Origin of the sequence: Clostridium sp. KNHs214 (assembly GCF_000744935.1) — a bacterium.
Classification (GTDB): domain Bacteria; phylum Bacillota; class Clostridia; order Clostridiales; family Clostridiaceae; genus Haloimpatiens.
The window spans coordinates 326,292-346,356 of sequence record NZ_JQMW01000011.1 but is presented as its reverse complement, the minus strand read 5'-3'; the positions used below and the strand labels follow the sequence as shown (position 1 = coordinate 346,356).

The 20,065-nt window shown below is 30.1% G+C and carries 12 protein-coding genes and 1 riboswitch; all 12 genes read left to right on the top strand.

Annotation, left to right across the window (positions count from 1 at the left end):
* Positions 1–93: 93 nt before the first annotated feature.
* The 12 genes from CC89_RS10205 to CC89_RS10150 all read left to right on the top strand — a co-directional run bounded on the left by CC89_RS10205 (position 94) and on the right by CC89_RS10150 (position 19,603).
* Complete coding sequence (locus CC89_RS10205; protein ID WP_035291840.1) at positions 94–2,682, top strand: LPXTG cell wall anchor domain-containing protein; 2,589 nt, start codon at positions 94–96, stop codon at positions 2,680–2,682.
* A gap of 182 nt (positions 2,683–2,864) precedes the next feature.
* Positions 2,865–4,343: a DUF4430 domain-containing protein gene (locus CC89_RS21120; protein ID WP_051931708.1), complete on the top strand. Its 1,479-nt coding sequence runs from the start codon at positions 2,865–2,867 to the stop codon at positions 4,341–4,343.
* A gap of 14 nt (positions 4,344–4,357) precedes the next feature.
* Positions 4,358–5,245, top strand: coding sequence for an energy-coupling factor transporter transmembrane component T (locus CC89_RS10195; RefSeq protein WP_035291838.1), 888 nt, complete (start codon positions 4,358–4,360; stop codon positions 5,243–5,245).
* Positions 5,218–7,125, top strand: coding sequence for an ABC transporter ATP-binding protein (locus CC89_RS10190; RefSeq protein WP_035291835.1), 1,908 nt, complete (start codon positions 5,218–5,220; stop codon positions 7,123–7,125). The genes CC89_RS10195 and CC89_RS10190 overlap by 28 nt, the downstream gene beginning before the upstream one ends.
* Positions 7,089–8,027 carry an ECF transporter S component gene (locus CC89_RS10185; RefSeq protein WP_051931706.1) on the top strand — a complete coding sequence of 313 codons (939 nt, stop codon included), beginning with the start codon at positions 7,089–7,091 and terminating at the stop codon, positions 8,025–8,027. The genes CC89_RS10190 and CC89_RS10185 overlap by 37 nt, the downstream gene beginning before the upstream one ends.
* 287 nt (positions 8,028–8,314) lie before the next feature.
* Positions 8,315–8,521, top strand: a riboswitch (cobalamin riboswitch).
* A gap of 166 nt (positions 8,522–8,687) precedes the next feature.
* The gene (locus tag CC89_RS10180) at positions 8,688–11,579 is read left to right on the top strand and encodes an Ig-like domain-containing protein (RefSeq protein WP_035291833.1); all 2,892 of its coding nucleotides are present in this window, start codon (positions 8,688–8,690) and stop codon (positions 11,577–11,579) included.
* 78 nt (positions 11,580–11,657) lie between these two features.
* On the top strand, positions 11,658–12,416 hold the full coding sequence (gene srtB / locus CC89_RS10175; RefSeq protein ID WP_051931704.1) for a class B sortase: 759 nt from the start codon (positions 11,658–11,660) through the stop codon (positions 12,414–12,416).
* Positions 12,417–12,478: 62 nt separating this feature from the next.
* Positions 12,479–15,076 (top strand): prenyltransferase/squalene oxidase repeat-containing protein, encoded by a 2,598-nt coding sequence (locus tag CC89_RS10170; RefSeq protein WP_035291831.1) that lies wholly within the window; start codon positions 12,479–12,481, stop codon positions 15,074–15,076.
* A 45-nt stretch (positions 15,077–15,121) separates the two neighbouring features.
* Positions 15,122–16,117 carry a DUF4430 domain-containing protein gene (locus CC89_RS10165; RefSeq protein WP_051931702.1) on the top strand — a complete coding sequence of 332 codons (996 nt, stop codon included), beginning with the start codon at positions 15,122–15,124 and terminating at the stop codon, positions 16,115–16,117.
* Positions 16,117–17,004 (top strand): energy-coupling factor transporter transmembrane component T, encoded by an 888-nt coding sequence (locus CC89_RS10160; RefSeq protein ID WP_035291828.1) that lies wholly within the window; start codon positions 16,117–16,119, stop codon positions 17,002–17,004. Before CC89_RS10165 ends, CC89_RS10160 begins: the two co-directional genes overlap by 1 nt.
* Entirely contained in the window at positions 16,977–18,677 is a 1,701-nt protein-coding gene (locus tag CC89_RS10155; RefSeq protein WP_035291826.1) for an ABC transporter ATP-binding protein, read from the top strand. Before CC89_RS10160 ends, CC89_RS10155 begins: the two co-directional genes overlap by 28 nt.
* Positions 18,659–19,603: an ECF transporter S component gene (locus CC89_RS10150; RefSeq protein ID WP_081897029.1), complete on the top strand. Its 945-nt coding sequence runs from the start codon at positions 18,659–18,661 to the stop codon at positions 19,601–19,603. The genes CC89_RS10155 and CC89_RS10150 overlap by 19 nt, the downstream gene beginning before the upstream one ends.
* The last annotated feature ends 462 nt before the right edge of the window (positions 19,604–20,065 follow it).

Below are 20,065 nucleotides of genomic sequence, written 5' to 3'. Positions count from 1 at the left end.
TAATAGAATTACTAAGTTTAAAATGGAAATTTACAGCATTTTAAAATAATATGTACTATATCTTAAATCAATAAATTAAAAGGTGTGTGAAAAATGAAAAAAAAGTTAAATATATTTAAACATTTTTTGGCCATGGTAATTATTATGGCTATGGTATTAACGAATTTTACCAGTGTATTTGCTGAAACGAAAAAAACAGATAAGTTAGTAGAAGCTGGTACTACTTTAAACTGGCCACAATTTATGGGAAATTTAAAGCTTCAAGGAGTATCTGATGCCAAAACCCCAAGAAATGGTGAAGAAATGGAATTAAAGTGGAAATATACTGAATCTAAAAGCGATTCGGATTGGGTTACTACTCCAGGCACTCCTATTATAGTAGGGAACTATACTTATTGTTATATATATGAAAAACTTATTAAATTTGAAACTAGTACTGGAAAAGTAATAAAAACTGCACCAGCTCCAGGAGATGCCGCATTTTTTATAAATTTGGCTTATGGTGATGGTAAGATTTTTGTTCCAAGACATGTTACAAGAAAAAACGGACAGCCAGGGAAAACATATTTAATCGCATATGATGCAAATACTTTAGAACAGTTATTTGTTACTGCTTCAATAGCAGAGGGTGCACAAATTCAAGCACAGGTATTTTACAATGATGGTTATGTATATACAGGACCAAGAGATCGTAATGGAAAATATGCTGCTTTTAAAACTACAGATGTAGATCCTTCAAAATCAGATGAAGTGGTAGAATCAGCATGGACTGTAGAAACTAATACAATGTTAGGATTTGGAACAAATGCGGGTCCTGCATTTGTAAATGGAGCAGTTATATTTGCAGATCAAGGTAAAATTAGAAGAGAGGGTAGTGTAGTAAGATCTGTTGATGCAAAAACAGGAAAAATAATTGATTCCATGGTTTTACCAAATAAAGAAGTGGTTTCATCCACTATTGTATATTATCCAAAGAATAACCGTATATATATATCTGCTAGCGGTGCTGGAAGTCTGGGAGCTGTAGTACGTTCATATGAGATAAATAGTGATGGGTCTTTTAAAAAAGAGAGTATGAAGGCATACATTTCTGATGTTGATGGTGGTGGAACTCAATCAAGTCCAGTAATTTATAATGATAGATTATATCTTGGTGGTGGTGGACATACTATGGGAAGTAATGAACCATTCCACGTAATAGATGCAAACACTATGGAAGAGATTTATAGGATAGATGAAATTATTACAAAAGGTACTCCTATATTAACTACAGCTTATGCCACAAAAGAAAATAATCAAGAAGTTTATTTATATATTATTCCTTATGCACCAGATAAGGAAAGTGACAGTTCAGTAATGTATATTGTTAGAGATAGTATAGGACAAACTAAACCTAAATATGAAAAGGTTACTAATATAGGAGAAAAACAATACGCTTCACAAAGTGTAGCAATTGCTCCTAATGGAGATATGGTTTTCTACAATGATGCTAGAATACTTTACAATTATGGAAAGAAAAATAATACTAATATAGGTGTTGCTGATATCATAAATCAAATTGAAAGACTACCAGACCCAGCTGGTTCTCCATATTATAATAGTTTTGAAATTAAACGTATATTTGAACGTTATGATGCTTTGAAAGATCAAGAGAAAGCTAAGGTTACTAATTTTGATAAGCTGCAAAAAATATTAGAAAATGTTGATCCAATAGAGTATTTAATAAAAGGTATTGATTCATTGCCAGAATTAAAAGATATAACATTAGATGCCCAGGGTAGAGTTCTAGCTTTAAAAGCATCTTATGATAGGTTATCAAATGAAGAAAAAGCTAAAATAACAAATTCAAATAAATTACTTAAGGCTGTTGCAAAAGTAGAAGAATTACAGAATGCTGTTTCAGCAAAAGGTGTTATGGAAGCAATAGGTAATATAAAACCAGTGGACAAAATTACTTCTGTAGACAGTGCTTCCATCGTATCTACAAGAGCAAGATATGATGAATTAAGTGATGGCGGTAAAAAATTAGTTACAAATCTTTCTAAATTAGAAAAAGCTGAAGAAAAATTAGAAAAAGTATTAAATCAAATAAAAAAAGTAGACGAGCTTATTAAAAATACATTAATTGGTGTAGCCATTAATACTAATAGTAAGTCGTTAATAGATAATGTAGATAAAGCCATTAATGGACTTACTAAAGAAGATTTAGCTACTATTACTAGTTATGAGCAGTATTTTATTCCAGCGAAGGTTGACTTTATAAATGCATTAATTAATGAAAAACTTATGGATGGAGATAAAAAGATTACTGTAGATAAGAATAATGTAGATGAGATAAAGAATATTATAGATGAAGTAGAAACTAACTATAAATCTATACCAGAATCAGAGAAAAAATATATTGAAAATTATAATATTATTCCTGAAATATCAAAAGATGTAGAGAAAATTAGTAAAGAGAAAGAAAAATCATCAGATAAAAATTCAATTAAAGACAATGCAGATAGTGATAATAAAAACTTAAAGTCTGATAAACAAAATAGCAGTGAATATAAAGAGGATAATGATACCTTGCCTAAAACTGGTTCAAGAAATTATCCAGCTATTATTGCAACAGTTTGCATATTAATAGGAGTAATTCTATTTGTATATAATAGAAAAAAATCTGTTAAAGTACAATAGGTAAAAAATCAAATAGAATAATCAAAAGGGTAAATAGCAAAATTAAAAAGAATAATTAAAGGTAAGGGAATGGAAGTATAAAATAATAATTACAAATGAGAGGTTATAACTATAGAAAAATAATTAAACAGTGAGAGATCATATAATGTGGTCTCTCCAAATAATTTATAAGGGGTTTGGTTATGAAAAGAAAAAGGATAAGAAGGATAATACTCATCAGTATATTGGCCTTTTTTGTAATAGGTGGACTTTATAAATTGTCTATCGAACCATCGGATTATAATAAAGCTATTTCTACACAGATAAAGAAAGCAAATACATTATTAGATAAGGCTAAGCTGGGAAATGACAAAGGCGATTACTCTAAGAATAATATTATTAAGATAAAAAATGCTATTGCTGAGGCTGAAGTTTTAGTTGAAGAGGAAGCACCAGATATTGATGATATGAGAAAACAATATAAGAAAATTAAAGCTGATATTAAAGAATTCAAATCTTCCTCTAATAAAAATTGTCTATCAAGTGAAGAGTTAGAAAAGATAAAAAAAGAAAATAAAATCTTTAATAAGGAAATTAAGGTAGGATCTAATAAAAAAGTAGAGTGGAATATATTAGGAAGTAAGGGTAAGGAGATACATCCAATAAATTTAGATATAGAAACTGATACAGTGTATGAGGAATTTATTAAAATCATTGCTAAGGACAATAGCATGAAAGTGGACATGTTGTCTTTCCGCCATAATAATAAATTGCCTCTAGAGGTAGACATAAAACTTCATAATCCATCTAAGGAAAAAAAATATCTATATAAATATAATGAAGCTTCTAATCATTTAGTTTATAAATCTGAAATACAGTTTAAAAACAGCATGGCTTCATTTAGCATAGATGAAGGTGGAGATTGGGTATTATCTGATGTAAAGACAGAAGTAGCAAAAGTAAAATTTGATGAAGTAAAACCTAAAAATGAAAATAAGGATGAATCATCTAAAGCTGAAAAGGATAAAGCAAAAACTTCAGAGATTGCCGAAGATAAAAATAATACAGATAAAAATAACTCAGATGAAGTAAATAGTAATAAGGATAATGCTAATAAAGAAAACAAAGATGTAAAAAGTAGTAATAAAGAAATTAATAATAGATATGTAAGCAATAAAGCAAATAATAATACTAATAATAAAACAGTAGCAAGTAAAGAAAGAACTAAAAGTACTTCTGCCAATTCAAGAAGGACTAAAAAGAGATACTGTACTATAGAAATTCGTTGTAATACAATACTTAACAATATGGATAGACTTCCAAAAGGAAAAGCCTCTTATATTCCTAAAGATGGTGTGATTTTGCCACCTACGAAAGTCCAAATAAAAGAGAATGAAAATGTATTTGATATATTGAAGCGTGCAACTAGAAGTAAAGGGATTCAAATGGAATTTAGGAATGATCCATTATATAGCGGAGCATATGTGGAAGGAATAAATCATCTATATGAATTTGACGGTGGAGAGTTGAGTGGCTGGATGTATAAGGTAAATGGTTGGTTTCCTAATTATGGCTGCAGTAGATATAATGTTAAAGAAAATGACTATATATCTTGGAATTACACCTGCAATTTAGGTAAGGATGTAGGAGATCAGGATTACTCTAAATATAATAAGGACTAAAGGAGGGTGTGAATATGGAGACAGGATTTAAAACATATCATCCTATTGTGAATTTTTGTTACTTTTTAGCAGTGATTTTGTTTACGGTTTTTTCTATGCATCCTTTATTTCTTATAATCACATTAGTAGCATCCTTTACTTATTCTGTTGTTTTAAATGGAATAGCATCATTGAAGTCTAATTTGAAGTTTTTAATACCGATGCTAATAATTATGGCTATAATAAATCCATTATTTGTTCATAAAGGGGTAACTATACTTTTTTATTTAAATGATAATGCCATAACTTTAGAAGCAATAATATATGGTGTAGCTTCAGGAATTATGATGATAAGCGCTATAATGTGGTTTAAATCTATTAATTACATAATGACTTCGGACAAGGTTATATATCTTTTTGGAAGAATAATTCCCTCACTTTCTTTAGTTTTATCAATGACATTTAGATTTGTACCATTGTTTAAGAAAAAATTAAAGAATATTTCAGAAGGTCAAAGGAATATTGGAAGAGGTATTTCACAGGGGGGAGTACTTAAAAGGGCTAAACAATTTATGAGAGAATTTTCTATACTTATAACATGGTCAATGGAAAATTCTATTGAAACATCAGATTCTATGAGAGCTAGAGGATATGGCCTTCCACATCGTTCAAGCTTTAGCATATACCGTTTTGACAGAAGAGATGCAATTACTTTAACCATCATAGCTTTTCTATCACTGATTGTTTCAATGGGCTGCTATTTTGGTATGAATAATATAATATATTATCCAGCTATCGGCATTGAGCATATAACAATAATGTCTGTAATTGTGTATTTGGCATATTTTATTTTACTTATGATACCTGTAATAATTGACCTATTGGAGGAATATAAATGGAAATCATTGAGTTCAAGAATATGAGTTTCACATATCCAGGATGTGAAAAAGAAGCAATTAAGAATTTAAATATTAAGATATATCCATCAGAGTTTGTTTTAATTTGTGGAAAATCTGGTTGTGGCAAGAGTACTTTTCTTCGCCATATGAAGCAAGAATTAGCACCGGATGGAGATGTGTTAGGGGAAGTGCTTTATAATGGTATATCTATAGACAAGCTAAGTGCCTTTATTAGTGCATCAGAAATTGGATTCGTTCATCAAAGTCCAGATAAACAAATTGTTACAGATAAAGTCTGGCATGAGCTTGCTTTTGGACTAGAAAGCTTAGGGATGAAGACTAAATTTATAAGAAAGAGAGTTGCTGAAATGGCAAGTTTCTTTGGTATACAGAGCTGGTTTAGAAAAAGTGTTTTTGAATTATCCGGAGGACAAAAACAGATATTAAACCTTGCTTCAGTTATGGCTCTGCAGCCAAAGGTTCTTATATTAGATGAACCTACTTCACAGCTTGATCCTATAGCATCTGCAGAATTTATATCAACTTTAAGAAAGATAAATCTAGAATTGGGTACAACAATTATATTATCGGAGCATAGATTGGAGGAGGTTTTTCCCATAGCTGATAAAGTTCTTGTAATGGAGGATGGACAAGCTCAGATTTATGACAATACATTAAAGGTGGGAAATTTTCTAAGCTCAAAAGGAAAGAGACATCCTATGTATGATGGACTTCCAACGGCTATGAAGGTTTATTCTGAAGTGAAATCTGAAATGAATCATGGAATGAGTTTTCAAGTGAATACTGGAGTGAAATCTAAAGTAATTTCTAAAATGAATCTAAAGGCAAATTGTGGGATGAATTTAGAAACAAATTGCAAGATGAATTTACAAGGGAATTTTAGTATGAATCTAAAAGAGGATTCTAGGATGAATTCAGAAATTAATTTTGAGACCAACTGTCCTATAACAGTACGAGATGGAAAGATGTGGCTTACTAATTTATTAGGGAATAAGCCAAGGATTCAAAAAATCGATTGTAAAAATAAATCTTCTATAGATAAGTCCTGTATAAATGAATCCTATGCAAATATAAAGAAACCTATTATACAAATAAAAGATTCATGGTTTAGATATAGTAAGGAAGGTAATGATGTTATAAGAGATTTATCCCTTACTGTAAACAAAGGAGAGTTATTTTCTATAATAGGGGGAAATGGAGTGGGAAAGAGCACTCTTTTAAAGCTTATTACAGGTACAAAAAAGGCTTATAGAGGCAAGATAATAATAGATGGTAAGGAAATAAATAAATATAAGTATAAAGAATTATTTACAGAAAATATATGTATGCTGCCTCAAGACCCTAAGGAATTATTCACAGAGCCAAGTGCTTTTGAGGATTTATTAGATATGGTTCAGGATATAAATGCTACAGATGATGAGAAAATAAGTAAAGCTAATGAAATGTTAGAGATTTTGGGTTTATCCAATTTAGGTGATTTACATCCCTATGATTTAAGTGGAGGAGAACAGCAAAGGCTTGCTTTAGGTAAAATTTTATTGTTAAATCCTAAGATATTATTATTGGACGAGCCTACAAAAGGACTAGATCCTTTTTATAAAAAAGTCTTAGCTAAAATATTTAAAAAACTTCAAAAAGAAGGAGTAACTATAATTATGGTTACTCATGATATAGAGTTCTGTGCCCAGTATTTTGATAGATGTGCCATGTTGTTTGATGGAACTGTTATTTCAGAGGATACACCAAGGGAGATTTTCAGTAGCAACAGTTTTTATACCACAGCGTCAAACCGCATGTCAAAACATATATTTGAAAATGCAATAACCTGTGAGGATGTGATTCAATTATGTCAAGAAAATATGATCCAAAACGTTATGAATTAGCATTTAGGAAAAGAACAGCTGTATCAGCATTTATAATATTTGTAATAATTCCTATTACTATATTTATAGGAATTAAATATTTAGAGGATAAAAGGTATTTACTCATAGGATTATTCATAGTATTTTATACAATGCTACCATTTTTCATGGTGTTTGAAAAAAGACGTCCAAGAGCTAGAGAGATAGTAATGATAGCAGTAATGTCTGCTTTAACTACTGTTGGAAATTTAATGTGTTTTATGATGACACCTTTTCAACCAGGGACTGCAATGGTTATTTTGTCAGGCATATCTCTTGGACCAGAAGCAGGATTTTTAGTAGGTGCTATTTCAAGATTTGTTGTTAACTTTTTTGCAGGACATGGTCCATGGACACCATGGCAAATGTTTTGCTGGGGTATATTAGGATTTTTGTCAGGGTTAATATTTAATAAAACCCAGGTGGATAAGGTAAAATCAAGAAGTTTTCAAATTATAGTAGGTCCAGTATTAAGTATCATAATATCCGTATCAATAGGTTATGTGATATATCTTTATACAAAGTCTACGGGGACTTTTTTTGGATGGTGGCTATACGCATTTGGAGCAGTAGGACTTGTGCTTGGACTTTTTATACAAAGAAAGAGATTGCCCATAGATGACATAACTTTATCTATATATGGTTTTTTTACAACCTTCATAATATATGGTAGCATAATGAATATGGCTGCTATGGTCATGGCCAGTTCAATACCAGCTTCAAATGTAACTATAAGTTTTAAATCACTAGCTATGCTTTATGTTTCAGGTGCTCCCTATGATGCTGTTCATGGTTTTGGTACAGCCTTTTTCCTATTTGTATTTGGAGAAAAGATGATAAAGAAAATGGAAAGAGTAAAGATAAAGTATAGATTATATGTTTAAAATCATGGAAACAATATGAAAATGAGATGGCTTTTACGTTTTTTTTGTTTGCAATATTATATAGGTAATATTATCCTAATTACTATTATGCTTGGGGTTGCATCAAATTTTTTTGGATAAGACTTTTGGAACCATGGTAAATATTTAGTTTGGGATAATAGAATTTTTTTCATTTCTAGTAATGTAATTTTTAGAGCATAAAAGATAAATATTTCAAAATATATTGTATTATGGATACATAAGATATATAATACAGTTGTGTGATTAAATTTAAACAATTGAAATTGAATAATTATTAGATGTAGGGTTGTACATTCAAACGTACATTAAAAGGGAATATGGTGAAAAACCATAACAGCCCCCGCTACTGTGAGAAAGACGAAAGCTTATAGAAGAACATATTTTAATGTTCTTAGTCACTGGTAAAACTGGGAAGACTTTAAGTTAGTAGGATGATTTCAAGTCAGGAGACCTGCCTTATGTTGTTATTTAAGCAATATCGGTGGGATTTTAGCTTGATTATTTTAATGCAAGTAATAAGTATTATTAGTAGTACTTATTGTTTACAATTAATTTTTTAATAATCTGTTTAAAAGAGAACCGAATTGTGGTTCTCTTTTTTTATTTATAATTTAGATTTTTTATAGGGGGGAATATGAAATGAAACTTAAGAAAGTTGTGGCGCTGTTATTGTCATTGTTCATGATGATGATAGCAGTTCCACCATCAGTCTATGCGGTTGAAAAAGGGCAGATTTCTTTAGAAACAACATTAATTGATGGTGCTACACTAAAAGGTAGTAAAAAAACCTTCGATGTTGTTGCTAGATTGGATGGCAAAAAAATATCAAGTGAGGTTACCTTAAATGGAGAAAAGGTAAATCCAAATTGGGATGACGAAAACAAAACAAGCTATACACTTAAATTTAGTCAAGAGGGTAAAAATACAGTTGTTGTAAGAGCCTTTTCTGGTGATATTGAAGCAATTAAAACCTATAACATTATATATGAAAAAGCTGCCAAGGGTGAGTTAATTGGTTATGCCACTTGGACAGTAGAAGCATTAACAATTGGTAGAGGTTTTATAATTGAACCCACACAAGTTCCAATTTATGAAGGTGAAAATGCGGCACAGGCACTAGATCGTATTTTGACTGAACATGGTTATTCATATGAACATACTGGAAGATTGGAGGATAGCTTTTATTTGTCTATAGTAGGAGATGGAGGGGTACTTGATCATGGATGTACAGATCAAGATAAAGCACAACTTTTGAATGCTCCTGTCAATATTGAGGATAAAGTACCACAAGGACTAAAAACTGTTTTAGAGAGTAAAGGTAACTGGCCACCAGATAATTTAAATGATGCTAGTTGCTTGGGAGAGTTTGATTACACATTTATGTCTGGTTGGATGTATGCTCTAAATAATGTATTCCCAAATGTAGGTTTTGCTGATTCTTATCCAGCCGATGGAGATGTGATTCGTGTGCAATTTACTTTATATGGATATGGTGCCGATATCGGTGGCGGATATGCCATGGGTGGTGAAAATACCGACTTTTATGAAGTAGCCAATAAAGATAGATTGATGACATTACTTTCTTCTATAAATTCTGCTAAATATAAAGAAGAAATATTAGCAAAAAATTGGATTAAGTCAGTATATGACGAGGCAAATAAGATAGCTGCTCAATTGGATGCAACACAAAAGTCTGTAGATGAAATTTATATGAAATTAGATAAAGTTATAAAACAATTTGAACTACAAAAACTTGTTATAAAAGATATAGATAATTTACCAGAAAATATTACATTAGATGATCAAGAAAAAGTTATGAAAGTAAAGGAAAATTTTGATAGACTAACTGCTGATGTTCAGAAAGAGATAACAAATATTGAAAAGTTAAACAATGCAATTAAGAAGATTGAAGAAATAAAAGAAATTTTACAAAACGTAATAAAAGATATAGATAATTTATCAGAAAGCATTACATTAAAAGATGAAGAAAAAGTTATGGAAGTAAAGAAAGCATTTGATAAATTAAGCAGTAGTGATCAGAAAAGGGTAACAAATGCTGAAAAATTAGATAATGCGATTAAAAAGATTCAAGATCTTGTAATAGAAGAGATAGATAAATTACCAGAGAATATTACATTAGATGACGAGGAAAAGGTTATAGCAATAAAGTCCAATTTTGACAATCTAACCAGTGATATTCAGAAACAAATAACAAATGTTGAAAAATTAAATAAGGCAATAGAAAAGATTCACCAAATTAATGGAGCTTTACAAAATGTAATAAAAGAGATAGATAACTTACCTAAAAATATTATATTAGATGACCAAGAAAAAGTTATGGAAATAAAGAAGCAATTTGATAAGTTGAGTAGTGCTGATCAGAAAAAAGTAACAAATGCTGAAAAGTTAAACAAATCAATAGAGACCATTGAAGAACTTAATAGAAATTTACAAAAAATAATAAAAGATATAGATAGTCTACCAGAGGATATTACACTAAAAGATGAAGAAAAAGTTATGGAAGTAAAGAAAGAATTTGATAAATTAAGTGTTAATGATCAGAAAAAGGTGACAAATGCTGAAAAGTTAGATAATGCAATTAAAAAGATTCAAGATTTAAAGATTCCTTTGACTGGCATATCACTTAATAGTACATCTTTAGTATTAGAAAAAAATGCTCAGGAAAATTTAATAGTTAGTTATAAAGAAGAAAATACCACAGATGATAAAACTGTACAATGGACAAGTTCAGATGCTACAGTTATAAAGGTAGAAGATGGAAAGATTACAGCGCTAAAAGCGGGAGAGGCAGTTATTACTGCAAAAGTTAGTAATTTAACTGCTACTTGTAAAGTTACAGTTCCTAAACTAAGCACTAAACCAGTAGAGAATCAAGACAAAGATACTGGAATTAAGGTAGAAATGCAGTCTAATGTTGTGCCAGTGGATACAAAACTGGTAGTAGTACCAGTAATAGAGTCAAATGCAACGGTTTTCAATAAGATTAAAACAGCATTAAAGGGTACTTCGGAAAAATTTAAATCCTTCGATATTTCACTAGAAAGTGAGAAGAAAAAAATTCAACCAAATGGTAAAGTGAAGGTTACAATGAATATACCTACTGATTATGATCACAGTCGAGTACTTGTGTACAGAATATTAGAAGATGGTACTCTACAAGATATGAAAGCAACTATTAATGGTAATACTATATCTTTTGAAACAGATCACTTTAGTTTGTATGCTATTGCAGAAAAAGCTAAAGCTACTTCAGAGAAATCAAAATCAGGGGAAACATCAGAGAAACCAAAATCAGGAGAAAATGCAGAGACAAATAAAACAGAAAAAGCTACAGAAACATTTAAAGCTGCAGATGTTGAAGATACACCTAAATCAGCAGAAATTACGGAAACACCTAAAACAGGAGACAAGTCACCTATTCTCATGATGAGCATTGTAGCTATTACAGCTTTAGCAACATTAGTAGTGTTGATTGTTTCAAAAAGGAAAAAATACAATAAAAATATATAAATTCATAATGAAAACTTTGGTGCCCTAAAGAAATATAGAGCAAAGATTTTTGATTGTTTTTTGAGAAAGGGGTTAAATATGATATTTAAAGTAGAGGTTAAGAAAGGAAGGAAGATACTATTTTTAATTGCACTAATAGCTTTTCTCTTTTCTACAGCGAGCCTTGTTTATATGGGATATAAATTTTACTATAATAAAAAATTAAATGATAATTTATCCAAAAAGCTTTCTCAAATAATCGAAAATGGATCAAGTAATAATAGTGAAAATAGAAATATTATGCAAAGTTTAATTGATATAAATAGTGACATAAAAGGGATTATAAAGATTAATAACAGTAAAGTTAATTATCCAGTAGTCCAATGTGCAAATAATGAATTTTATATTAAACATGATATTAAAAAGAATAAAAGTAAGTATGGCACTATTTTTATTGATTACAGAAACAAATTAAACAATAATAGTCTAGCTGGACAGAACATAATTTTATACGGACATAACATGAAAGATGGAAGCATGTTTGCAGACTTAAAACTTTTTAAAAATAAAGAGTTTTATAAGAATAATCAATTAGTAGACTTAGCTATTCTTCCTAAAAAATATAAATTTGAAGTTTTCTCTGTTTTTGTTGTAAATGCAGACTTTGATTATAGAAAAATTTATTTTAATAATGATGAAGAAGTGAGCAATTATTTAAAGTTAATCAAAAGCTCCGCATTGTATTTTAGAAATGTTGAATTTAACTGTAAGGATACAATGATTACTTTGTCTACCTGTGCATATGATTGGGAAAATGCTAGGCTTGTAGTTCAAGGAAAGTTAATTAAAGTTGAATAATAGAGCATAATTAATACAGTTTTATGTTGACATAGTAATAAATTAGAGGGGAAGTGTATATTTTGAAAATTAAAAAAAGGTTACTAAGTATTATACTTTCGATATTTATGATACTTGGAATGACCACTAATGCTTTTGCAGAGGAAGTAAAAGTAAATTCTATTTCCAATGCAAAGCTAGAAGAAACCATTGAAGGAATAATAAAATGGGCAAAGCAGGGAAATGAAAAGTTATTAAATCCTGAATTTTTAACAATGGCAGGAACCACACCAGGTGATTGGTTTCCAATAGGTGTTGGAAGATATGGATATAAAGATGATTATGCTGCATATCTTTCTGCTATAGAAAAAAATGTTACTGAAAGATACAAAGAAAAAGGTAAATTGCATGCTGTTAAAGGTACTGAGTGGCATAGAATTTCTTTAGCAGTTCTCGCTATGGGAGGCGATCCTACAAAGATTGGAACTGACCCAGAGGGTAAGCCTATAAATCTAATTGCAGATGGAACTTATAACTGTGTTACAAGAAGAGGAATTAAAGGACAGGGTATAAATGGAGCTATTTGGGCACTTATTTCTTTGGACAGCATGAAATATGAGGTTCCAGAAGGAGTTAAATATACAAGGGATGATATTATTAAGGCAGTACTTGAAGAACAGATAGCAGATGGTGGATTTGCTCTTTGGGGAAATGTATCTGATGTAGATATAACAGGTATGGCTATACAAGCTTTGGCACCATATTATAACAGTGATAAGGTGTACACATATAAATCAAAAAAGATTAAGGACGCACAAGGAAATTATATAGAGTGTAATAAAACTATAAAACAAATTATAGATGAAGGTCTAGATTTAATGGGTACAAGACAGAATAATGATGGGGACTTTACTAGCTGGGGAACTGAAAATGTAGAAAGTACAATTCAAATTCTTACTGCATTGTGTTCTATTGGAATTGACTGCGAGAAAGATTCTAGATTTATAAAAAATGGAAAAACTCTAATTGATGGAATAATGAAATATAGAAATGAAAGGGACGGGGGATTTTTACATTCATATAAGTATGATCCTGAAAATCCATCTTCTAAACCTGATGCATCAAATAGTATGGCAACAGAACAGACTCTTTATGGATTGGTATCTTACTGGCGCTTAAGAAATAATATGAGAAATTTATATGATTTTCGTCCAGAAACCAATCAAAAGGAATTCATTATAAAAGGTAATGGAAATAATTACAACATAGCTTTTGATAAAGATAAGCAAAGCTATTCTCTTGAAATCCCATCCAATGTAAAGAGTTTTAGCTTTGTAAATATACCAATGGGTGCTTATGATACAAGCAGTATACCACTAAACTCTGAAATAAAAGCTGTGGATGGAGATAAAATACAGATTGAAATAAAAAATAGAAAAAATGAAGTAAAAAAATACCAAATTAGTATCACGGTAACAGATGAAGCCATGATAAATGATGTAATAAATTCTATTAAGAATCTTCCAGAAACAATTACCTTAAATGATGAGAAAAAAATAGTAGAAATAAATGAAAAATTTAATAAACTAAGCGATGCTGATAAGAAAAAGGTAACAAATATTGAAAAATTAAATAATGCAAATAGCAAGCTTAAGGAACTTAAAAAAGAATTAGAAAAAGAAAATCTTGCTAAGTTAAAATTGATTTTAGAAAATATTGACAGATTACCAAGTGATATTGGACTTGATGATAAAAATAATGTTTCTCAACTTTTAATTGCTCTAAAAGCATTACCAGATTTACCAGATAAGAAAACTGGCTGTGAAAAATTAGAGTCATTAATGAAAAAGATAGAAGAAATTGAAGCTAAGGTAAAGAAAATTGATGATAGAATTTTTAGTGAAATATATCCTATGAATATAACTTTAAAGGATAAAAACACTGTTTTAGAGTTAAAGGCTGAATATGAAAAACTTAATGAAAAGGATAGAAAGCATGTTAAAAACTATAAGGATGTTTTATTTGCAGAAAAAGTAATTAATGAACTTGAAAATAATAAGACAATAATAAGTGATGTATTTAAAAATATAATTGGTTCTGACGAAGTGTATACCTTTAAAGATAAGACTATAGAAGGTAAGGACTATTCAATAAGCTTTAAGGGTAGTGAAATTACAGATCCAACTATTAGTTTTAATACAAAGATTTCATTTACATCTGAAAATTATGGAAAAATTAAAAGTATTGCAAAAGATGCTACTATTTTAAGTTTTGATCATGAAGGTAAGCTACCAGGAAAGGCAAAAGTAACTATAGATGTTGATTTAGCAGATGGAGATTATTTCTTATACTATTTTAATGAAAAAACAGGTAAAAGCGAATTAGTTAATGAAATTTCTGTTAAAGATGGAAAAGCAGTATTTGAAATTGATCATTGTTCAGATTATTTTATTAGTGCAAATTCTAAGCTTGGCATAAAGGATGAACAATCATCATCAAATAACCAGGGTGAAGATGAACAAGGCGCATATGCATTGGGTGGAGAAGTACAAGATGAAAATGCACAAATAGAAAATGAAAATATGTCAACTCCACAAACAGGAGATAATTCAAAAACTATGCCTATTGTTATTTTGTTTGTTTGCAGTGCAGGAATATTGTTTGTTCTAAAAAGAAAATAGGAGATTATTAAAAAATATTAAATTGTCAAAGTAGGTGAAATGTTAATGAAAAAAAATACAATGACAAAAAAGAGATTGTCTATAGTAGCTTTTGTGGCTGCAGTATTTATGTGTATAAGTGTGACGTGGGTTCGCGCTAAGGTAGAAACGCCAGATGAGCATGCTGAAAATGCTTCTAAAATTGTTCAAGTAGCGGAAAAAGGAAAATCTGAAGTTTCCAGTGTTCCAGAAGAGAGTAAACAAGATCCAGAGAGTAAATCAAAACCAGTTGACAAAGAGAAGGAAAAGGCTGAAGAGAAAAGTAAAAGTGAGGCTAGTAAAGCTGTAACTAGTAAAGGAACAACTAGTAAAGCAGCAGATAGTAAGTCAGCTTCAAACCATAAGTCATCAAAAAAAAGTAAAGTAAGACCTAAATTTAAAAAAGATGATCCAAATAAAGTAGATAGAAGTTTAGTTCAAAAGCCAACTTCAGGGGTAAGTACTAGTGATAGTAATTATGCTAGGTTAGTTGCAGAGGCTAATAAGCATACAGATTCTAATAAAAAAGATAAATATATGACAGACCCTACTCCTAAGGGAATGCCAACGCCTGTTGAACCTCAAGATGTAAAGATAGATCCTAGTAGAGCACATTACTGCATTTTATCTGTAAGATGTAATACTATATTAGATAATATGGAAGATTTACGTAAAGGAAAAGAATGTATGGTTCCACGTGATGGAGTAATATACAAGAGAAGAAGAGCCGTGTATTATGAGGGAGAATCTGTGTACAACGTACTTTCAAGGGAAATGGCAAGAAACAGAATACACATGGATTTTGAGTTTACCCCAATGTATAACAGTGTTTATATTAAAGGAATTCATAACTTATATGAATTTGACTGTGGACCTTTAAGTGGTTGGATGTACAAAGTAAATGGATGGTTTCCAAACTATGGATGTAGCAGATATCTTCTTAAACCTGGAGATAATATAGAATGGGAATACACATGTGACTTAGGAAGAGATGTAGGATGTGAATGGATAGGTGATAAATAATGTGTGATGCATTTTCAAGATTACATCCTATAATTAATTTTACGTATTTTACTGCGGTTATTCTATTTTCAATGTTTTTTATGCATCCTGCTTTTCTTGTAATATCATTGATATGTAGTTTTATATATTCAGTGTATTTAGGAGGCAGTAAGGCAGTAAAATTCAATTTGCTTTCTTCTTTGTGTATAGGATTAGCTATAGCTATACTAAATCCAGTATTTGTTCACCAAGGAGTAACTACATTGTTTTTTTTTAATGATCATGGAATAACCTTAGAATCAATGGCATTTGGAGTAGGTGCAGGTATAATGTTTGTATCAGTACTTATATGGTTTTCTTGTTACCATAAAGTTATGACATCAGATAAGTTCATGTATTTATTTGGTCGCATTATACCAGCACTATCCCTAGTGCTGTCTATGACACTAAGATTTGTGCCTAAATTCAAAGCTCAACTAAAGGTAGTGGAAGAAGGACAAAAATCTATTGGAAGGGGGGCTTCCCAAGGTACTATTTTCAGTATGATAAGAAATGGTGTAAAAGTAATATCTATAATGATAACTTGGGCCCTTGAAAATGGTATTGAAACATCAGATTCTATGAAAGCTAGAGGATATGGATTAAAGGGTAGAACTAGCTTCTCTTTGTATAGATTTGATTCTAGAGATAAGAAATGTTTAATCTACATAACTTTAAATATATTAATTATATTAATTGGAGCATATTTAGGATTTAACACAATAATGTTTTTTCCTATGATAAAATACAAAAGTATATCCATAGTAAGTGTTTTGTTTTATATATCATATACTTTATTGTGCATTTTTCCAGTGATAGTAAATGTAAGGGAGGACATGGTATGGAAACGCTTAAGGTCAACAATTTAACATTTGCCTATTCAGGTAGCAATGAAAATGCTTTAAATGACATTAATTTTTCAGTAGAAAGTGGAGATTTTATAACCATATGTGGTAGATCAGGATGTGGAAAATCAACACTTCTAAGGCATCTAAAACCAGCTTTAACTCCTGCAGGTACTGTAAAGGGAAATATATTATATAAGGGTAAAAATATAAAATCTATAGATTTACGTAGTGAAGCTAGTAGTATAGGGTATGTACTACAAAATCCAGATAACCAAGTAGTTACTGATAAAGTATGGCATGAATTGGCTTTTGGACTAGAAAGTCTTGGATATGACACAAATACCATACGCTCAAGAGTAGCTGAAATGGCCTCATTTTTTGGAATACAAACTTGGTTTACAAAATCAGTTACAGAATTATCTGGGGGACAAAAACAGCTTTTGAACTTAGCTTCTATAATGGTTATGCAGCCAGATATGCTACTATTAGATGAACCTACGTCACAGTTAGATCCTATAGCTACAGTAGATTTTTTAAATACCATTAAAAGAATTAATATAGAACTTGGTACTACTATAATAATAGTAGAACACCATTTAGATGATGTATTACCATTGTCTGATAGAGTGATAGTAATGGATGAAGGAAAAATTGTAGCAGATACTGTTCCAAATAAAATTGGTTCAATTATTTATGGTGAAAATGAGGCTATGTTTAATGCTCTTCCAATACCAATGAGGTTGGCTGTAACTTTAGGTAGTAATGGAAATCCTGTTACTATAAAAGAAGGTAGAAAATGGCTTAGCTCATACCTAAAAGATAATAACTTAGATAAGAATACATGTGATGTAGCTGCAACCACAACTAAATCTACACCGATACCGATACCAGAGGTTTCTAATGTAAAATCCTTAATAAACTTAAAAGAGGTATGGTTTAGGTATGAAAAAAAAGGTGATGATATAATTAGGGATTTATCATTACAGGTAAATGAGGGAGAAATTTATTCTATAGTAGGTGGTAATGGTACAGGTAAAACCACTACTTTAAGGTTAGTAGCTGGATTATGTCAGCCATATAGAGGTACTGTAAAATATAATGAATTAGATGTATTTAAAAAGAGAGAAAGCATACTTGCTAACAGTGAAATAGTTTTAATGCCTCAAAATCCACAGGCACTATTTGTTAAAAAAACAGTTGAATTAGATTTAAAAGAAGTACTAAAAGGTAGAGGAATTAAAAAAGCTAAGATAAATGAAAAATTTCAAGAAATAATAGATTATTTTGGCATAGAGTCACTTTTAAAGAGACATCCCTATGATTTAAGTGGTGGGGAACAACAAATAGTAGCTATGGCAAAAATCTTAATGCTTAGTCCTAAGGTTTTACTTTTAGATGAACCTACTAAGGCTTTGGATAGCTTCTTTAAATACAAACTAGGGGAAATAATTAAAAAGTTGAGACAAGATGGAGTTACCATTATAATCGTTTCACATGATTTGGATTTTTGCGCTAAATATTCGGATAGGTGTTCTATGCTTTTTAATGGAAATATAGTTTCAACAGATATACCTAAAAAGTTTTTTAGAAATAATAGTTTTTACACCACATCATTAAATCGTCTGACAAGAGGAATATTAGATGATGTTAGCAGCTACGAAGAGGTGATATCCATATGTCAGCAGATGGTATAAATAATACCGGCAATACAAATAATCGCAGTAGTTATGCTAATGGCAGTAGTTACACTAATGATGATAGTTATGGAAATAGTGATAGTTCTAAAAATGAGAGTGGATATGGAAATAGTAGCAGTTATACAAATAGCGGTGTTGAATATACAGAGAATAGTAGTGATGATATAAATAGTAGTAATACAGAGAATAACGGTACAAGTAACAGTAATATAAAGAAAAAGGTGCCCAAATTTAATATACAAAAATTAATAACATTTTTTATAATAGTAATACTTATACCGTTAACTATTATTTTTGGTATATACAAATTAAACGATAGAAAATATTTTTTTATTAGTATAATGATAGTTATTTATACCATGATACCATTTTTTATGAAATTTGAAAAAAGGAAACCTCAACCTAGAGAACTTATACTAATTGCTACCATGGCAGCTATAGCTGTTGTTGGAAGAATGGCATTTTTTATGTTGCCTCAATTTAAACCAGTGGTGGCAATTGTTATAATAACGGGTGTTTGTTTTGGCCCAGAAGAGGGATTTTTAACAGGAGCTATGGCTGGCCTTGTATCAAATTTTTTCTTTGGACAAGGTCCATGGACCCCATGGCAAATGTTTAGCTTTGGTATAATTGGATTCATTGCAGGAATTGTATTCAAAAAAGGAAGACTAAAAAGTAATCGCATTATTCTATGTATTTTTGGAGGATTATCAACATTTTTGATATACGGTGGAATAATGAATATATGTGCCATAACTATGATAATGCCTAGATTTACGCTAAAAGCCCTATTATCTACTTACGCAACAGGGATTCCCTTTGACTTAGTACATGCTTTTGCAACGGTTGTATTTTTATTTTTTATTTCTCAGCCTATGATAGAAAAGTTAGAAAGAATAAAAGTAAAGTATGATCTATTTTAAAAAGAAAAAGAGAAGAAAATAACGGTTTGTTTTAAAAAGGTAAAAAAATAAATTAATGGGATAGTTAAAGAATTTTAACTATCCCATTTTATTTTTTATCCATGTTTTCTATGATTTTTCTATTTTATTTTTTTCGAGGAAAAATGATAAAAAATTAACATATAAATATCTTAATTTTAAATAGTTTACATAAAATGGTCTTGTATCGGTTATTTAAAATTTCGAGGAAAAATGATACTTTGTGAAACTAATGCATTTATAAATTGCAAAAATAATAAATATACATAATGAAATTATATAGTACAATATTTTAAATAATAAATGAATATTATCATATTGCTATGTTTTGACTATAGTAAATACTATAACAGTTATCTATAGAAAATAAACAGTTATAAGGGCATAAATGGGAATTTTGACTTAAGTGTTGATTTGAACATTCAAAATGAGTGTTAAAGAAAT

Excerpts from the sequence above, each read along its gene's own strand:
- CC89_RS10150 (WP_081897029.1), top strand. The coding sequence starts at position 18,659 with ATGTCAGCAGATGGTATAAATAATACCGGCAATACAAATAATCGCAGT.
- CC89_RS10155 (WP_035291826.1), top strand. The coding sequence starts at position 16,977 with ATGGAAACGCTTAAGGTCAACAATTTAACATTTGCCTATTCAGGTAGC.
- CC89_RS10160 (WP_035291828.1), top strand. The coding sequence starts at position 16,117 with ATGTGTGATGCATTTTCAAGATTACATCCTATAATTAATTTTACGTAT.
- CC89_RS10165 (WP_051931702.1), top strand. The coding sequence starts at position 15,122 with ATGAAAAAAAATACAATGACAAAAAAGAGATTGTCTATAGTAGCTTTT.
- CC89_RS10195 (WP_035291838.1), top strand. The coding sequence starts at position 4,358 with ATGGAGACAGGATTTAAAACATATCATCCTATTGTGAATTTTTGTTAC.
- CC89_RS10185 (WP_051931706.1), top strand. The coding sequence starts at position 7,089 with ATGTCAAGAAAATATGATCCAAAACGTTATGAATTAGCATTTAGGAAA.
- srtB (WP_051931704.1), top strand. The coding sequence starts at position 11,658 with ATGATATTTAAAGTAGAGGTTAAGAAAGGAAGGAAGATACTATTTTTA.
- CC89_RS10180 (WP_035291833.1), top strand. The coding sequence starts at position 8,688 with ATGAAACTTAAGAAAGTTGTGGCGCTGTTATTGTCATTGTTCATGATG.
- CC89_RS21120 (WP_051931708.1), top strand. The coding sequence starts at position 2,865 with ATGAAAAGAAAAAGGATAAGAAGGATAATACTCATCAGTATATTGGCC.
- CC89_RS10205 (WP_035291840.1), top strand. The coding sequence starts at position 94 with ATGAAAAAAAAGTTAAATATATTTAAACATTTTTTGGCCATGGTAATT.
- CC89_RS10190 (WP_035291835.1), top strand. The coding sequence starts at position 5,218 with ATGGAAATCATTGAGTTCAAGAATATGAGTTTCACATATCCAGGATGT.